Here is a 13,748-nt window from a genome sequence, read left to right on the forward strand (position 1 = left end):
ACGGGGCCTACCAGCCCGTCGGCTTGCCCTTGTTCTGCTCGTCGAGCCAGGCCTTCAGCGGCGCGAAGTATTCGAGCATCGGCTTGGCGCTCATCTCGCGGGTGCCGGTGAACGCCTCGAGCGCGTCGGGCCACGGTTCGCTCGCGCCCATCTCCAGCATCTGCGCCAGCTTCGCGCCCACTTCCTTGTTGCCGTAGAAGCTGCAGCGGTGGAGCGGGCCCTTCCAGCCGGCCTGATCGCAGGCGGCCTTGTAGAACTGGAACTGCAGGATGCGCGCGAGGAAGTACCGCATGTAGGGCGTGTTGCCCGGGATGTGGTACTTCGCGCCCGGATCGAAGGCGTCGGCCGGCCGCTCGACCGGCGGCGTGATGCCCTGATACTCGCGCCGCAGCTCGGTCCATGCGGTGTTGTAGTCCGCCGGAGCGATCGATCCGTCGAACACGCCCCAGCGCCACTTGTCGACCAGCAGGCCGAACGGCAGGAACGCGACCTTGTCCATCGCCTGCCGCAGCAGGAGGCCGATGTCCTTCTCTGCGCCCGGCACCTGGCTGCGGTCGAGCAGGCCGATCTGGACGAGGTATTCAGGCGTGATCGACAGCGCGACGAAATCGCCGATCGCCTCGTGGAACCCGTCGTTCGCGCCGTTGAGATAGAGGTACGGCTGCTCGTTGTAGGCGCGCTGGTAGTAGTTGTGCCCCAGCTCGTGGTGGATGGTGACGAAGTCGTCCGCATTCACCTTGATGCACATCTTGATGCGGATGTCGTCCTTGTTGTCGACGTCCCAGGCGCTGGCGTGACACACCACTTCGCGGTCGGCCGGCTTGGTGAACAGGCTGCGCTCCCAGAAGGTTTCCGGCAGCGGCTTGAAGCCGAGCGACGAATAGAAGCCCTCGCCGATCTTGACCATGTCGAGCGGCTCCTTGCCCTGCGCTTCCAGCAGCTCGCCGATATCATAGCCGAGATCGCCCGAACCCTCCGGCGCGACGATCGGGTAGATATTGCCCCATTCCTGCGCCCACATGTTGCCGAGCAGGTCGGCGCGGATCGGCCCGGTGGTCGGCTGCACCGCGTTGCCGTATTTCTCGTTGAGCTGCGTGCGCACGTAAGTGTGGAGCGCCTCGTACAGCGGCCGGGTCTCCTGCCACAGCCGCTCGGTCATGGCGGTGAATTCCTCGGGGTCCATGTCGTAGCCGGAGCGCCACATCGCCCCCACGTCGTCGAACCCGAGCTCGGTCGCGCCGCCGTTGGCGATCTCGACCATGCGGACGTATTCTTCCTTCATCGGCGCGCCGACGTTGTCGTGCCAGCTCGCCCACATCTCGGCGAACTCCTCGGGCGTGTGCTCGAGATTGCCCATCTCCGCCTCGATGTCGGAGCCGGAGATCTCCTGCCCGTTGAGCGTGCCGCGGCCCTTGCCGTACTGGCTCTGCAGGCTGGTCGCGATCTCGTTGAGTTCGGTCGCGGCGCCCGCCGTGGTCGGCGCGGGCAGGACGATGCCGTTGCGCAGGATATCCAGCTTGCGCGCGACGTCGGGGTCGAGCCCCTGGATTTGTGCGTACTTCGCGGCCTCAAGCGCGTACTTGACCGACTTCTCGGTCCCTTCCGCACCTGCCTGCGCGGCGAGCGCGTCGGTATCGTCAGTGATGTAGGTCGCGTTGACCCAATAGACCCGGCTCGCGTCGACCGAGTAGTCGAACAGGTCCTTCTCCACCATGTCGACCCAGGCGGCCGCGCCCTGCGGCGTCATCGGATATTCCTGCTGCGCGGTCTGCTCGCCGGCGGGCGGGCTGGTATCCTGCGCGTGAGCGGGAACGGCGAGCGAGACGGCAAGCGCGGCAAGCGCGACGGGTGCGAACTTCATGATCTGGGGCATCCTCTCATGCGGAACCGGTTTCGGCAGATACCGGTTTTTGAACCTCCGCCGGACGCGAATCAAGCGGTTGCGCCGAGAAACTCCACCAGTGCATCACCCAGCGCGCCTTCGGTCACCGAGCTCATGTGCGTGCCGGGTATCTCCACATGGCGCGCATCGGGCAGCGCCTCGGCAAGCTTGGCCGCCGAGCCGTTGTCGTCGTCCTTGTCGCCGCACAGGACCATTGTCGGCATCGTGATCTTCGCCAATTCCTCGGGATCGGTGTCGTCCACCGCCTGAAGCAACAGCCGTGCGGCCACGCGGTCGATCTTCATCGTCTTCATGAAGCTGACCGCCATGAACGCCGGATCGCCGCGTTCGACCTCGTCGAAGCGGTCGATCGCGTCGATGAAGAACGCCGCGCGCCGGTTCCAGCCGGCCAGCCCCTCTAGGCCCATCCCACCCAGCACCAGCCGGCGCGGACGAAGCCCGTCGATCACCGCCCGCGCCGAAGTTCGCGAGCCAAGCGAGAAACCGACCAGGTCGTAGTCCTCCAGCCCCAGTGCCTCGACCAGCGCCGCCGCATCCTTCGCCAGCACGCCCGGCGGATAGGCATCGGCCTCGTGCGGCTTGGCGCTGTCGCCGTGCGCCCGCAGGTCGGGCATCACCGCCTCGAACCCTGCGTCGGCCAGCTTCTGCGCATGCCCGAAGCGGATCCAGTTCATCTCCGCGCTCGAGAACAGTCCGTGCAGCATCAGCACCGGCCGGCCCGCGCCGAGTCGATGCACGGCCAGTTCGGCACCGTCGAAAGATGCGACCCTCTCCATCGTCCGCTCGCTCATTGTGGAGGCTCCACGCCCGCCGCTTCCCATTTCGCGACGAGGGTTTCCTGCTCGTCGGAGCGCTGGCGCGGCAGCGTGCTCGTGTCGAGCCAGGCCTCGTGCAGGCTTTCGGCGCCGAAGTGGCTCTGGGGGACGAAGTCGGACGGATCGTCGAAGCTGCCGACCGTCAGATCCATTCGGTCGCTGCCCTCGACATAGCGGAAACCGAGCGGCGTACCGCAATTCGAGCAGAACGGGCGCGAGGCGATCGGCGAGCTTGCATACCAGTCGGGCTCCCGCTCCCATGCAACTCCGTCGCGCCGCACGCTGACGAAGCACGCGGCGACACCGCCTGTCGCCCGTTGGCACATGCGGCAGTGGCACAGGTAAGCCTCGGCCGGATCGACCTCGGCACTATAGCGGATGCGGCCGCACTGGCAGCCGCCTGACTTGGTTTGCTCCATGTCCTCCACCTACCGCAGCGCCTGACATGCGCAAACCCGCTTGAGTATATAAGCATGCTTATTATATACCCGGCCATGGACACCAACCCAGGCTATCTTCTCGCCGACAACTCGCGCCTGCTGCGCCGCGCCTTCGACGAGCGGGTGCGCGAAGCGGGCGTGACGGCGCCGCAGGCGCGCCTCCTGCTCAATCTCGAACGGCATCCGGGCCGCAACCAGGCTTTCTACGCCGAACGGCTGGAGATCGAGCCGATTACGCTGTGCCGCATGGTCGACCGGATGGAGGAAGCCGGCCTGGTCGAACGCCGCGCCGATCCCGACGACCGGCGCGCGCGGCTGCTTCACCTGACCGTCCGCAGCCGCGGCAAGATCGCCCGCATCCGCGCCGCGCTCGACGGGTTGATCGAAACCATGCTGGCCGGTTTCGACGCGGAGGAAGAGGCAGTCTTCATGGCCATGCTCGAACGCGTTTCCACCAACCTCTCGGCCCCGTCGAAGGAGCTTGCCGCCAATGGCTGACGCCGATCCCGCAACGCTGCCCGAAGCCGCGAACGAAGTCCCCGCCCCCGAATCGGCCCCCGAACAGGCGGAACCGGCGCCTGCCAAGCCGCGCCGCTGGGGCCGGATCGCGCTGATGGCGGCCGTGCCGCTCGCCATGCTGATCGCGGGCGGCATTTACTGGCTGAGCTTGCAGGGCCAGGTTTCGACCGACAACGCCTATGTCCAGCAGGACCGGGTGGCCGTCTCCGCCGAAGTCGGCGGGCAGATCGTCGAGGTTGCGGTGGAGGACGGGCAGCGCGTCGCCGCCGGCGCTCTGCTGTTCCGCATCGACCCCGAACCCTATCGCGTCCAGATCGCGCAGGCCAATGCCGCCATCGCGCAGGCCCAGGCCAACGTCACCGCGCTCAGCAACAGCAGCGACCTTTCGGGCGCATCGGTGTCCGCCGCGCGCGAGGACATCGCCTTCGCCGAAGCGAATTTCGCGCGCAAGGACGAGCTCTACAACCGCGGCTTCCTGACCAAGACCGAGCATGACGCGGCCGAACATGCGGTCCAGCAAGCGCGCGAGGAGCTCCGCATCGCGCTGGCTCAGCAGGCCGAGGCGCGGGCCAAGCTCGCGCGCGGCGCGGCCGTGCCGGGCAAGAACCCGCAAGTGGCCGCGGGCGAGGCCCAGCGGGCGGCCGCCGAACTCAACTTGCGCCGGACCGAAATCCGCGCGCCAGTCGCAGGCGTCGTGTCGCAGGCCGACCGTCTCCAGATCGGGCAGCAGGTCATGCAGGGCCTCCCGGTGGTCACCATCGTCCGGGAGGCAAGCTCCTATGTCGAGGCCAACTTCAAGGAGACCGAGCTTGAGGACATGCGCATCGGCCAGCCGGCGGAGATCCGCGTCGACGCCTATCCCGATGTCGTGCTGCGAGGCCATGTCGCCTCGATCGGCGCCGGCACCGGATCGGAGTTCTCGGTCCTCCCGGCCCAGAACGCCACCGGCAACTGGGTCAAGGTGACCCAGCGCGTGCCGGTGCGCATCAGGATCGACAGCAACAGCCCGCGTCAACTTATCGCGGGTCTCTCGACCGAGGTGACCGTCTTCACCGACGGCCGCGAGCGCTAAAGACCGGCGCGCAAGTGGCCTCGGCCGCCCTTCCCGCCCACTCCGGTGCGCCGCCGACCGACGAGGCCCAGCTTCAGGTTCGCAACCCTGCACTGCTGCTCGTGGGGATCATGGCCGCCTCGCTGCTGCAGGTGCTCGACACGACGATCGCCAACGTCGCGATCCCGCACATGCAAAGCACGCTCGGTGCGACGTCGGAAAGCATCACCTGGGTGCTGACGAGCTACATCGTCGCCTCGGCAGTCGCCATGCCGGTGACCGGCTGGCTGGCCGACCGGGTCGGCGGGCGGCGCCTGTTCATCCTCTCGGTCGCCGGCTTCATCGGCGCCTCGATGCTCTGCGGCATGGCCCAGAATCTGGAAGAGATGGTGATGTTCCGCGCGCTCCAGGGCGTTGCAGGCGCGTTCATCCCGGCGTTGAGTCAGAGCTTCATGCTCGATACCTCGCGCCCCAGCCGCCACCCGCAGGTCATGGCGATCTGGGGCATGGGGATCATGATCGGCCCGATCCTCGGCCCCATACTCGGCGGCTGGCTGACCGAGAGCGCGAACTGGCGCTGGGTGTTCTACGTCAATCTGCCGGTGGGCATTCTGGCGCTGGCGGTCCTGATGGCCGAGCTGCCCCACCGCGACGGCGCCGCGCGCCGTTTCGACCTGACCGGCTTCGCGCTGCTGGGTCTTGCCCTCGCCTCGTTCCAGCTCCTGCTCGACCGCGGCGAACACCTCGACTGGTTCGATGCGGGCGAGATCTGGCTCTACACGTTCCTCGCCGCCAGCGCCGGGTGGATGGCGATCGTCCATATGGCGACCGCGCGCAATCCGCTGTTCGAAGGGTCGATGTTCCGCGACCGGAACTTCACTCTGGCGCTCTGCTTCATGTTCGTGATCGGCGTCGTCATGTTCGCCAACATGGCGCTGCTGCCGCCGATGCTGCAGCACCTGTTCGGTTACGGCGTGATCGACACCGGGATCGTGCTGATGCCGCGCGGCGTCGGAGTGCTGATCTCGATGCAACTCTCGGGCTTGCTGATCCGCCGCGGGGTCGACGCGCGCATGGTGGTGGCGAGCGGGTTCGCGATCACCGCCTTGTCGCAGTGGCAGATGGCGCACTGGTCGCTGCAGGCCGATTCGTACCACTTCATCCTCTCGGGGCTGATCCAGGGGCTCGGCATGGGGCTGGTGTTCATCCCGCTCAACGTCACCGCCTTCTCCACGCTGGAGCCGCGCCTGCGCACAGAGGGGGCGAGCCTGCTCAACCTCGTGCGCTCGCTCGGCGCTTCGGTCGGGATCTCGGTCACCACGATCCTGCTCGCGCGCAATATCCAGATCAGCCACGAGGAGCTCGGCGGCCGTGTGACCGCGCAGAGCCTCGGCGCGCTGGACCTCTCGGCCCTCGACCGCTTCCAGGCGCTCGGCCAGGCGGGGCTCGCGATGATCGATGCCGAGGTCAACCGGCAGGCGGCGATGATCGGCTATGTCGACGATTTCTGGCTGATGATGTGGATGGCGCTGGCCGCCGTCCCGTTCGCCTTCCTGATGCGACCGGCGAAGGCCGGTGCGGGCCCTGCCGCCGACGCGGTCGGGCACTAGGTCAGCCGCGCGCGGCCCAGCGCAATGCGCGCCGCAGTTCCGCCGCGCCGTCTCGCTCATAAGGGCGGCCGTGGGCCATCACGACTTTCTCCACCGGCCATTCCAGAATTTCACCAACGGCGCGTGCCACTTTCTTGCGCCGGGGAAGGTAGGTCGCGCGCATGTCGAGCGGCGTGGTCCCATCCGCGCGGCCCAGCTTGATGAGCCAACGCAGCCAGGTCTTGCGCACGCGCGCGGGCTCGAAGTTCTCGATCAGGTCGGTCAGCACCGCGACCCCAGCGCGCCGCACGAAGAACACCGCTTCGGTCACCGCCGTGCCCGGCACCAGGACCCAGGCGATCTCGTCCTCCCATGCCATGCGCTCGCCGGCCGTGAGGGTCCGGTCGATGCGGAAGCGGCGCTTCGCTTGCTCGAGCCCCGGCACGGCGTGGCTGGTCACCTCCGGATACCGCTCGAGCCAGTCGGCCATGTACCAGTAATGCAGCGAATTGGGCGCGACGAGGTACCGTACCCGCCCCAGCGCCTCGACCCGCTCGAACAGGGCCGGATCGGGCGCGATCGGCGAGTGAACCCACAGTTCGCCCGAGGCGAGCCGCACGACCGTCATCCGCGTCGGGAAAGGCAGGCTGGTGGGGCCGTAGTCCATCCGGATTTCCGGCCCGTCGACGATCCACACGTCGTCTGCGAAAGGCTTGGGCGCGTTCAGTGGTTCGTAGGGAACGAAAGCGCTCATCTCCGCGGGGCGAGCCCCTTCTGTTCCATACGCCACTGGGCCATTTCGATCCGGTCCTGCCCGAAGAACGGCTCGCCATCGAACACCAGCGTCGGCACGCCCCAGTGGCCCGCATCCTCGAGCGCCTGCTGGTTCGCCGCGATCTCGGCGTCGAGCTCGTCCGCCTCTGCCGCCACTTCGGCGTCGAGCTCCACGAGGTCCAGTCCGGCCCGCTCGGCCGCACCCGCCAGGTGCTCGCCGTCATGCCAGTCCTCCGCCCCGCCCCAGATCAGCTTGCCCGCCTCGTGCGCGAAGGCGAGGCCCTTGCCCCGCCGCGCCGCAGCCTGCCCGAGCCGGGTGATCCGGCGGATATAGGGCTGCTCGGCCGCGATCGTGCGCGTGGCGATGTCCTGCACGATCGGATCGGGCCGCGGCGGGCCGAACGGAATCCCGTGAAACTGCGCCACGCGCAGCATGTCGAGGAACGTGTAGCGCAGCCAGTTCGGATGGTTGCGCTCGAAGAAATCCGGCTGCCGGATCGCCAGCGGATAGACCGGCCGCAGCGCGATCTCGATCGCGTGGCTTTCCGCCAACGCCCGATACCGCCCCACCGCCAGATAGCTGTAGGGACTGCGAAAGCTGAAATAGAGATCGGCGGCGAGGGTCATGCGGACCTTGTGCCGCATGCCCTCCCCCGCGTCACCCCTTCTTCAGGTGCCGCCGGCCGAGCAGCTCCGCGATCTGCACGGCATTGAGCGCCGCGCCCTTGCGCAGGTTGTCGGAGACGCACCACAGCGTCAGGCCGTTCTCGACCGTCGGGTCCTCGCGCACGCGGCTGATATAGGTGGCGCCGTCGCCCGCGCTTTCGATCGGGGTGACGTATCCGCCGTCCTCGCGCTTGTCGACGAGCATCACGCCCGGCGCCTCGCGCAGAATGTCCTGCGCCGCTTCGGCCGAGAGCTCGTTCTCGAATTCGATGTTCACCGCTTCGGAATGGCCGACGAACACCGGCACGCGCACGCAAGTGGCGTTGAGCTTGATCTTCGGGTCGAGGATCTTCTTGGTCTCGACCACCATCTTCCACTCTTCCTTGGTCGACCCGTCGTCGAGGAAGACGTCGATGTGCGGGATCACGTTGAACGCGATCTGCTTGGTGAACTTCTTCGCCTCGACCGGATCGCCGACGAAGATCGCGCGGCTCTGCTCGAACAGCTCGTCCATCCCCGCCTTCCCGGCGCCGGACACGGACTGGTAGGTGCTCACCACCACGCGCTTGATCGTCGCCGCATCGTGCAGCGGCTTGAGCGCGACGACGAGCTGCGCGGTCGAGCAGTTCGGATTGGCGATGATGTTGCGCTTGCTGTAGCCGTCGATCGCGTCCGGGTTCACCTCTGGCACGATCAGCGGCACGTCGGGCTCCATGCGGTAGAGCGAGGAGTTGTCGATCACCACGCAGCCCGCCGCCGCCGCCTTGGGCGCATATTCCTTCGCCGGGCCGCTACCGGCGGCGAACAGGGCGATGTCCCATCCGGCGAAGTCGAAGTGCTCGATGTTCTTGCACTTGAGCATCTTGCCGGTGTCGCCGAACTCGACCTCGGTTCCGACCGAGCGCGAGCTCGCCACCGCGGCGACCTCGTCGCACGGGAACTCGCGCTCGGCGAGGATCTGCATCATCTCGCGTCCGACGTTGCCGGTCGCGCCGACGATTGCCACCCGATAACCCATCTATCACTCCTCGCTTGGTGCGCGGGGCTTAGCGCTCAGCGTCTCGCCCGCAACCGCAAATATCCTTGAACCCCCGATAGCGGGCCGAAACGCAAAAGGGGCGCCCCGACCCGTGCCGGAGCGCCCCTTGCTTGTCTCTTTCCCGACTGGCGGCCGATCAGGCCTTTTCGGTCGGGCGGTTCTCGCGGCGCTCGGCGATGCGGGCCGATTTACCGGTACGGCCGCGCAGGTAGTAGAGCTTCGCCCGGCGCACGACGCCGCGGCGAACCACGGTAATCGAGTCGACGATCGGCGAGTAGAGCGGGAACACACGTTCCACGCCTTCGCCGAAGCTCATCTTGCGCACGGTGAAGTTCGAACCCATGCCGCGGTTCGAACGGGCGATCACCACGCCTTCGAAATTCTGCACACGCTCGCGCGTGCCTTCGACGACTTTCACGCCGACGCGCACGGTGTCACCGGCGCGGAATTCGGGAACGTCCTTCCCGAGGTTCTCGATGGCTTCGGCCTCGAGCTGCTGAATCAGGTTCATGACCTGTATCCTTACCTTTTTCGCCGCGCATCAGAGGCAGACTGGTCCCGAGCGCCACTGTAGCGCTCCCAAAGGTCCGGCCTGCGTGACCGTGTGTCTTCCTCGCTGCGTTGCTTGCGCCACGCCGCGATTTTCGCATGATCCCCCGATCGCAGCACTTCAGGGATCGTGCGCCCTTCCCATTCCTGAGGTCGGGTATATTGCGGATATTCGAGAAGCCCTTCCTCGAAGGATTCCTCGGCCCCGCTCGAAGGCGCGCCCATTACGCCGGGAAGCAGGCGAATGCAAGCATCGAGAATGGCCAGCGCGGCAGGCTCTCCGCCGGAGAGGACCACGTCGCCGAGACTGACCTGCTCGATCTGCGGCCGCGCCTCGAACAGGCGCTCGTCGAACCCCTCGAACCGGCCGCACAGGATCACCACGCCCGGCCCCGCCGCCAACTCGCGAATCCGCGCCTGCGTGATCGGCGTGCCGCGCGGCGTCATGGCGAGGATCGGCCTCTCCCCCTCCCCTTCAGGGGAGGGGGTCGGGGGGAGGGGGTCGCGCGCTACGGTCGCGATTCGCCCCTCCCCCTCTCCCAACCCTCTCCCCTGAAGGGGAGAGGGCTTTGTCACGGAATCCAGCGCCGCCGCGAGCACGTCCGGCTTGAGCACCATGCCCGCCCCGCCCCCGGCCGGCGTGTCGTCCACCGTCCGGTGCCGGTCGGCCGCGAAGTCGCGGATCTGCACCGTCTCGCAGGCCCAGTCCCCCCGCTCCAGCGCCCGCCCGGCAAGCGAAACGCCGAGCGGCCCGGGAAACATCTCGGGATAGAGTGTCAGGATGGTGGCGGCGAAGGTCATGCAGAGACCTTTCGATGCGCCATGATTGCAGATGGAACACCGATCAACGCCCAAAAAGCCACTGTCCAGCTGGCCGACCAAGGCTCGAACCATCCCGTTCGCACCGTGAGACCCAACCAACTCTCGGTCGGCACAGCCCACGCGATCAGAGTGGATACAATAGAAACAGGGACAACCTGACCCAGAGGCGAGTGAATACGACCGTCTAGCAATGCGCAAAGTGCAAGCGCCGCGCCCAAAATCTCGAAGAGGACACAAATTAGAAGAAGGGCCATAATGAACATCATAGCGATGCCGCGTAGCTGTTGGGGCACCGCTTTGCCATCCCGCGCGTTCACCTGCCAATGAGCAACAAGATAGACGACTGCATCATCATCGGCGCCGGGCCTGCCGGCCTGACCGCCGCGATCTATCTCGCGCGTTATCATCTCTCAATCCGGCTGTTCGACTCGGGCACCAGCCGGGCGGCGTGGATACCGTGCACGCACAATCACGCCGGCTTTCCCGACGGCATCGAAGGCAAGGAGCTGCTGCGCCGGATGCACGAGCAGGCGCGCAAGTACGGCGCGGTGCGCGAGGAGAAGCGGGTCGAGCATCTGGCGAAAGCCGGCGAGCACTTCACCGTCGGCACCGACAGCGGCGCCTTCACCGCGCGCGCCGTCCTGCTCGCCACGGGCGTCGTCAACCGCCGCCCGGACGCCCTGGCGGATGATGTTCACGACGAAGCACTCGCGCGCGGGCTGCTGCGCTATTGCCCGGTCTGCGACGGATACGAAGTGACTGATCGGCGGGTCGCCGTGATCGGCACCGGCAAGCACGGGACCACGGAAGCGCTGTTCCTGCGCGGCTATACCGCGGACCTGACGCTCGTCAGCCCGCACGGCGACCACGATCTCGACCGCGAATGCTCGGCCCAGCTCGAGGAGGCAGGGATCGCCCGCGTCGCCGGCCCCTGCGGCGGCTTCGCGATCGAAGGCGAGCGGCTGGCGTTCGACACCGCCGACGTGCGCATGGCGTTCGACAGCGTCTATCCGGCGCTCGGCACGACCGTGCGCTCCGAACTCGCGCAGCTCGCCGGCGCGGAGACGAGCGACGACGACTGCATTGTCGTCGACGAGCATCTGGAAACCACCGTTCCGGGCCTCTTCGCCGCCGGCGACGTGGTGATCGGCCTCGACCAGATCAGCCACGCCATGGGCCAGGCCGGCGTCGCCGCCACCACGATCCGCAACCACCTCGCGAAAGAGCGGCCGATCCGGCGGTAGCGGCTATTCCGGCGGCGTCAGCAACGGCTCGGGCAACAGGTCCAGATCGCGATCAAGTTCCTCGCGAAACCATTCGCGGAAGCGCTCGAGCTTGCGCACGCCGACGCTGCCGGCGGGATGGACGATCCAGTTCGAACCGCCCGGCTGGTAAAGCGTGTCGAACGGCCGGACCAGCCGGCCGCTCTCGAGCTCGGCGCGCCACAGCAGCGGCGTCATCAGCGCGACGCCGAAGCCGGCCTGCACGGCGTTGGCTTCCTGCGACTGGCTGTCGAACATGATCCCCCGTCGCGGCGCCGGTGCCTCGCCCACGCCGGCGGCAGCGAACCAGCCCGCCCACCAGGGGTCGTTCGGGCCCAGCCGCTCGACCTGCAACAGGTCCTCCGGTCGGCGGATGCTGTGCCGGTCGAGGAACTCGGGCGAACACATCGGCGTGACATGCGAGCGGAACATGAACTCGCTCCGCAGGCCGTCCCACTTTCCGGACCCGATACGGATCGCGAGATCGAAATTGTCGCGTGCGAAGTCGACCAGGCCGTTGCTGAGCGAAAGCCGCACTGCCAGATCCGGAAAGCGCAGCTGGAAGCTGCCGATGCGCGCCGAGAGCCAGGTCGCGCCGAAAGACACCGGAGCGCTGATCGCCAGCACCCCGGCGGTTTCCTCGCTCAGCCCGGCGAAGGCCTGGCGCAGTTCTGCAAAGGCGCCGGTGACCGCGGGCAGCAGGCGCCGCCCGGCATCGGACAGGCGCACGCCGCCCTTCTCCCGGACAAAAAGCTGCTGGCCGATCCGCTGTTCGAGCTGGCGAATCTGGTAGCTGACCGCGGCCTGGGTCATGCCCAGTTCCTCGCCGGCGCGGGAGAAATGCTCGAGCCGGCCGGCCGCTTCGAACGCCCGGATCGCGGAAAGGGGCGGCAGGTTCTCCATCGCCACCTTCATAAGTCCTGCTTATGGTCCGCGCCAACCCTTTTGTTGGTCTTTGCCGCTCTCCCAAGCCATTTTCGGGGCATCGAAGGAAAGGGCAGACCAATGCAGGACGAATTCCTCATGCGCCTCTGGAACAGCGACCACGAGCGCGCCTCGCACGACCTCACGCAGCGCCTGCGGGCACCCGCAACGAAGCGGTCCGCGCGCCGCGCGCCAAAAGCCTGGCTTTTCGGGAAGACCGAACCGAAAGGGTGCGGCTGACGCCGGTTTACTCGGCCCGGACTATTCGGCGAAGTCGCGGCTCACGACCAGCCGCTCGCCGTTCCACTCGGGCACCGCGGCCTCGATCATCGGCACCAGGAAGCGTTTTCCGTCGGGCTTTTCGATCTCGATCAGGTCGGTGGCGCCGTAGTTCTCGACCGCGACGATCGTGCCGACCGGTTCGCCCGCGTCGGTCACGGCGGGAAGGCCGATCAGGTCGGCGTGGTAGTACTCGCCTTCCTCCAGCGGAGGGAGCGCGGCGCGCGGGACAGTGAGCGTGGTGCCGCGCAGCTTCTCGGCCGCGGCGCGGTCGGTCACTTCGGCGAAGCGGGCGATCGCGCCGCCCTTGTTGTCGCCGCGCACTTTCGACAGCGTCAGCGCGCCGCCGTTATAGGCCTTGTGCGCCTTGAGGTTCTCCAGCCCCTCGCCGAAGAGCTTGAGACGGACTTCACCCGTCACGCCATGCGCGCCGATGACGGCCGCGAGCGTGATAGCCCTCTCCCCTTCAGGGGAGAGGGTTGGGAGAGGGGGAGTGGCGGACTGCACCCGTGGCGCACGTCCCCCTCTCCCCGACCCTCTCCCCTGAAGGGGAGAGGGAGGTTTCATCAGCCCTCGGCCTTGTCTTCGGCGGCTTCCTCGGCGGGAGTCTCTTCCGCCGGAGCTTCCTCCGCAGGTGCTTCCTCGGCCGGAGCTTCGGCAGCGGGCGCCTCTTCGGCCGGAGCGGCTTCGGCGGTTTCCTCGGCCGGCGCGCTGGCTTCTTCCTCGGCAGCCTTCTTGGCTTCCTCGGCCTCGGCGGCCTTGGTGGCCTTCTCCTCGGCGCGTTCCTTGGCCTTGTCGCCCGGCTCGGCCTTGTTCGGGTTATTGCGCGCGGCACGCTCGCGGATGCCGGCGGCATCGAGGAAGCGGGCGACGCGGTCGCTCGGCTGGGCGCCGACGCCGAGCCAGTAGCGGGCGCGATCCTCGTTCAGCTGAACGCGCTTCTCGTCGTCCTTGGCGAGCAGCGGGTTATAGGTGCCGATCTGCTCGAGATACTTGCCGTCGCGCGGCTTGCGGCTGTCGGCCGCGACGATGCGGTAGTAGGGGCGCTTCTTCGCGCCACCGCGCGAGAGACGGAGTGCAATTGCCATTGTAGATTACCTTTCCAACTTAATCTTC

At 67.4% G+C, this 13,748-nt stretch carries 16 protein-coding genes; 5 read left to right on the forward strand and 11 right to left on the reverse strand.

Features of this window, described 5'->3' with window-relative positions:
- Positions 1-7: 7 nt before the first annotated feature.
- From D2V04_RS00630 to D2V04_RS00640, 3 genes are all read right to left on the reverse strand, one after another.
- A complete protein-coding gene (locus D2V04_RS00630) occupies positions 8-1,861 on the reverse strand; it encodes a M2 family metallopeptidase (RefSeq protein ID WP_119511490.1) in 1,854 nt (617 codons plus the stop codon).
- A gap of 71 nt (positions 1,862-1,932) precedes the next feature.
- Positions 1,933-2,694: an alpha/beta fold hydrolase gene (locus D2V04_RS00635; protein WP_119511457.1), complete on the reverse strand. Its 762-nt coding sequence runs from the start codon at positions 2,692-2,694 to the stop codon at positions 1,933-1,935.
- Positions 2,691-3,137 (reverse strand): GFA family protein, encoded by a 447-nt coding sequence (locus tag D2V04_RS00640; protein ID WP_119511458.1) that lies wholly within the window; start codon positions 3,135-3,137, stop codon positions 2,691-2,693. The genes D2V04_RS00635 and D2V04_RS00640 overlap by 4 nt, the downstream gene beginning before the upstream one ends.
- 75 nt (positions 3,138-3,212) lie before the next feature.
- Between D2V04_RS00640 and D2V04_RS00645 the strand changes: the two genes are divergently transcribed.
- Genes D2V04_RS00645 through D2V04_RS00655 form a run of 3 tightly spaced genes read left to right on the forward strand, consistent with a single transcriptional unit; the run spans position 3,213 to position 6,338 of the window.
- Positions 3,213-3,656 carry a MarR family winged helix-turn-helix transcriptional regulator gene (locus D2V04_RS00645; protein ID WP_119511459.1) on the forward strand — a complete coding sequence of 148 codons (444 nt, stop codon included), beginning with the start codon at positions 3,213-3,215 and terminating at the stop codon, positions 3,654-3,656.
- Positions 3,649-4,749, forward strand: coding sequence for an HlyD family secretion protein (locus D2V04_RS00650; protein WP_119511460.1), 1,101 nt, complete (start codon positions 3,649-3,651; stop codon positions 4,747-4,749). The genes D2V04_RS00645 and D2V04_RS00650 overlap by 8 nt, the downstream gene beginning before the upstream one ends.
- Before the next feature lie 14 nt (positions 4,750-4,763).
- Positions 4,764-6,338, forward strand: a complete 1,575-nt coding sequence (locus tag D2V04_RS00655) for a DHA2 family efflux MFS transporter permease subunit (protein WP_119511461.1) — start codon at positions 4,764-4,766, stop codon at positions 6,336-6,338.
- A 1-nt stretch (position 6,339) separates the two neighbouring features.
- Here the strand turns inward: D2V04_RS00655 and D2V04_RS00660 are convergent, their stop codons facing one another.
- From D2V04_RS00660 to trmD, 5 genes are all read right to left on the reverse strand, one after another.
- Complete coding sequence (locus D2V04_RS00660; RefSeq protein ID WP_119511462.1) at positions 6,340-7,071, reverse strand: DUF4336 domain-containing protein; 732 nt, start codon at positions 7,069-7,071, stop codon at positions 6,340-6,342.
- Positions 7,068-7,718 carry a 2-hydroxychromene-2-carboxylate isomerase gene (locus D2V04_RS00665; RefSeq protein WP_119511463.1) on the reverse strand — a complete coding sequence of 217 codons (651 nt, stop codon included), beginning with the start codon at positions 7,716-7,718 and terminating at the stop codon, positions 7,068-7,070. Before D2V04_RS00665 ends, D2V04_RS00660 begins: the two co-directional genes overlap by 4 nt.
- Positions 7,719-7,749: 31 nt before the next feature.
- Positions 7,750-8,775 carry an aspartate-semialdehyde dehydrogenase gene (locus D2V04_RS00670; protein WP_119511464.1) on the reverse strand — a complete coding sequence of 342 codons (1,026 nt, stop codon included), beginning with the start codon at positions 8,773-8,775 and terminating at the stop codon, positions 7,750-7,752.
- 157 nt (positions 8,776-8,932) lie between these two features.
- Positions 8,933-9,307 (reverse strand): 50S ribosomal protein L19, encoded by a 375-nt coding sequence (gene rplS, locus D2V04_RS00675; RefSeq protein ID WP_119511465.1) that lies wholly within the window; start codon positions 9,305-9,307, stop codon positions 8,933-8,935.
- A gap of 11 nt (positions 9,308-9,318) precedes the next feature.
- Positions 9,319-10,146 carry a tRNA (guanosine(37)-N1)-methyltransferase TrmD gene (trmD, locus tag D2V04_RS00680; protein ID WP_119511466.1) on the reverse strand — a complete coding sequence of 276 codons (828 nt, stop codon included), beginning with the start codon at positions 10,144-10,146 and terminating at the stop codon, positions 9,319-9,321.
- A 344-nt stretch (positions 10,147-10,490) separates the two neighbouring features.
- Between trmD and D2V04_RS00685 the strand changes: the two genes are divergently transcribed.
- Positions 10,491-11,411 carry an NAD(P)/FAD-dependent oxidoreductase gene (locus D2V04_RS00685; protein ID WP_119511467.1) on the forward strand — a complete coding sequence of 307 codons (921 nt, stop codon included), beginning with the start codon at positions 10,491-10,493 and terminating at the stop codon, positions 11,409-11,411.
- Between the two features lie 3 nt (positions 11,412-11,414).
- On the opposite strand, the gene D2V04_RS00690 is transcribed toward D2V04_RS00685, so the two are convergent.
- Positions 11,415-12,344 carry a LysR substrate-binding domain-containing protein gene (locus tag D2V04_RS00690; protein WP_407672022.1) on the reverse strand — a complete coding sequence of 310 codons (930 nt, stop codon included), beginning with the start codon at positions 12,342-12,344 and terminating at the stop codon, positions 11,415-11,417.
- 90 nt (positions 12,345-12,434) lie between these two features.
- Here D2V04_RS00690 and D2V04_RS17820 point away from each other — a divergent pair, with 90 nt between their 5' ends.
- Entirely contained in the window at positions 12,435-12,593 is a 159-nt protein-coding gene (locus tag D2V04_RS17820) for a hypothetical protein (RefSeq protein ID WP_182849603.1), read from the forward strand.
- Between the two features lie 21 nt (positions 12,594-12,614).
- Here the strand turns inward: D2V04_RS17820 and rimM are convergent, their stop codons facing one another.
- Complete coding sequence (gene rimM / locus D2V04_RS00695; RefSeq protein WP_267463433.1) at positions 12,615-13,139, reverse strand: ribosome maturation factor RimM; 525 nt, start codon at positions 13,137-13,139, stop codon at positions 12,615-12,617.
- 59 nt (positions 13,140-13,198) lie between these two features.
- Positions 13,199-13,720, reverse strand: coding sequence for a 30S ribosomal protein S16 (gene rpsP / locus D2V04_RS00700; protein ID WP_119511469.1), 522 nt, complete (start codon positions 13,718-13,720; stop codon positions 13,199-13,201).
- Positions 13,721-13,748: the final 28 nt, after the last annotated feature.

This window comes from Pelagerythrobacter aerophilus, from assembly GCF_003581645.1.
Taxonomy (GTDB): domain Bacteria; phylum Pseudomonadota; class Alphaproteobacteria; order Sphingomonadales; family Sphingomonadaceae; genus Pelagerythrobacter; species Pelagerythrobacter aerophilus.

Bases quoted from the DNA above. Each gene is read 5' to 3' on its own strand.
- D2V04_RS00650 (WP_119511460.1), top strand. From the start codon at position 3,649: ATGGCTGACGCCGATCCCGCAACGCTGCCCGAAGCCGCGAACGAAGTC.
- D2V04_RS17820 (WP_182849603.1), top strand. From the start codon at position 12,435: ATGCAGGACGAATTCCTCATGCGCCTCTGGAACAGCGACCACGAGCGC.
- D2V04_RS00635 (WP_119511457.1), bottom strand. From the start codon at position 2,694: ATGAGCGAGCGGACGATGGAGAGGGTCGCATCTTTCGACGGTGCCGAA.
- rpsP (WP_119511469.1), bottom strand. From the start codon at position 13,720: ATGGCAATTGCACTCCGTCTCTCGCGCGGTGGCGCGAAGAAGCGCCCC.
- D2V04_RS00670 (WP_119511464.1), bottom strand. From the start codon at position 8,775: ATGGGTTATCGGGTGGCAATCGTCGGCGCGACCGGCAACGTCGGACGC.
- D2V04_RS00640 (WP_119511458.1), bottom strand. From the start codon at position 3,137: ATGGAGCAAACCAAGTCAGGCGGCTGCCAGTGCGGCCGCATCCGCTAT.
- D2V04_RS00645 (WP_119511459.1), top strand. From the start codon at position 3,213: ATGGACACCAACCCAGGCTATCTTCTCGCCGACAACTCGCGCCTGCTG.
- D2V04_RS00660 (WP_119511462.1), bottom strand. From the start codon at position 7,071: ATGAGCGCTTTCGTTCCCTACGAACCACTGAACGCGCCCAAGCCTTTC.
- rplS (WP_119511465.1), bottom strand. From the start codon at position 9,307: ATGAACCTGATTCAGCAGCTCGAGGCCGAAGCCATCGAGAACCTCGGG.
- D2V04_RS00665 (WP_119511463.1), bottom strand. From the start codon at position 7,718: ATGACCCTCGCCGCCGATCTCTATTTCAGCTTTCGCAGTCCCTACAGC.
- D2V04_RS00630 (WP_119511490.1), bottom strand. From the start codon at position 1,861: ATGAAGTTCGCACCCGTCGCGCTTGCCGCGCTTGCCGTCTCGCTCGCC.
- D2V04_RS00685 (WP_119511467.1), top strand. From the start codon at position 10,491: ATGAGCAACAAGATAGACGACTGCATCATCATCGGCGCCGGGCCTGCC.
- trmD (WP_119511466.1), bottom strand. From the start codon at position 10,146: ATGACCTTCGCCGCCACCATCCTGACACTCTATCCCGAGATGTTTCCC.
- D2V04_RS00690 (WP_407672022.1), bottom strand. From the start codon at position 12,344: ATGAAGGTGGCGATGGAGAACCTGCCGCCCCTTTCCGCGATCCGGGCG.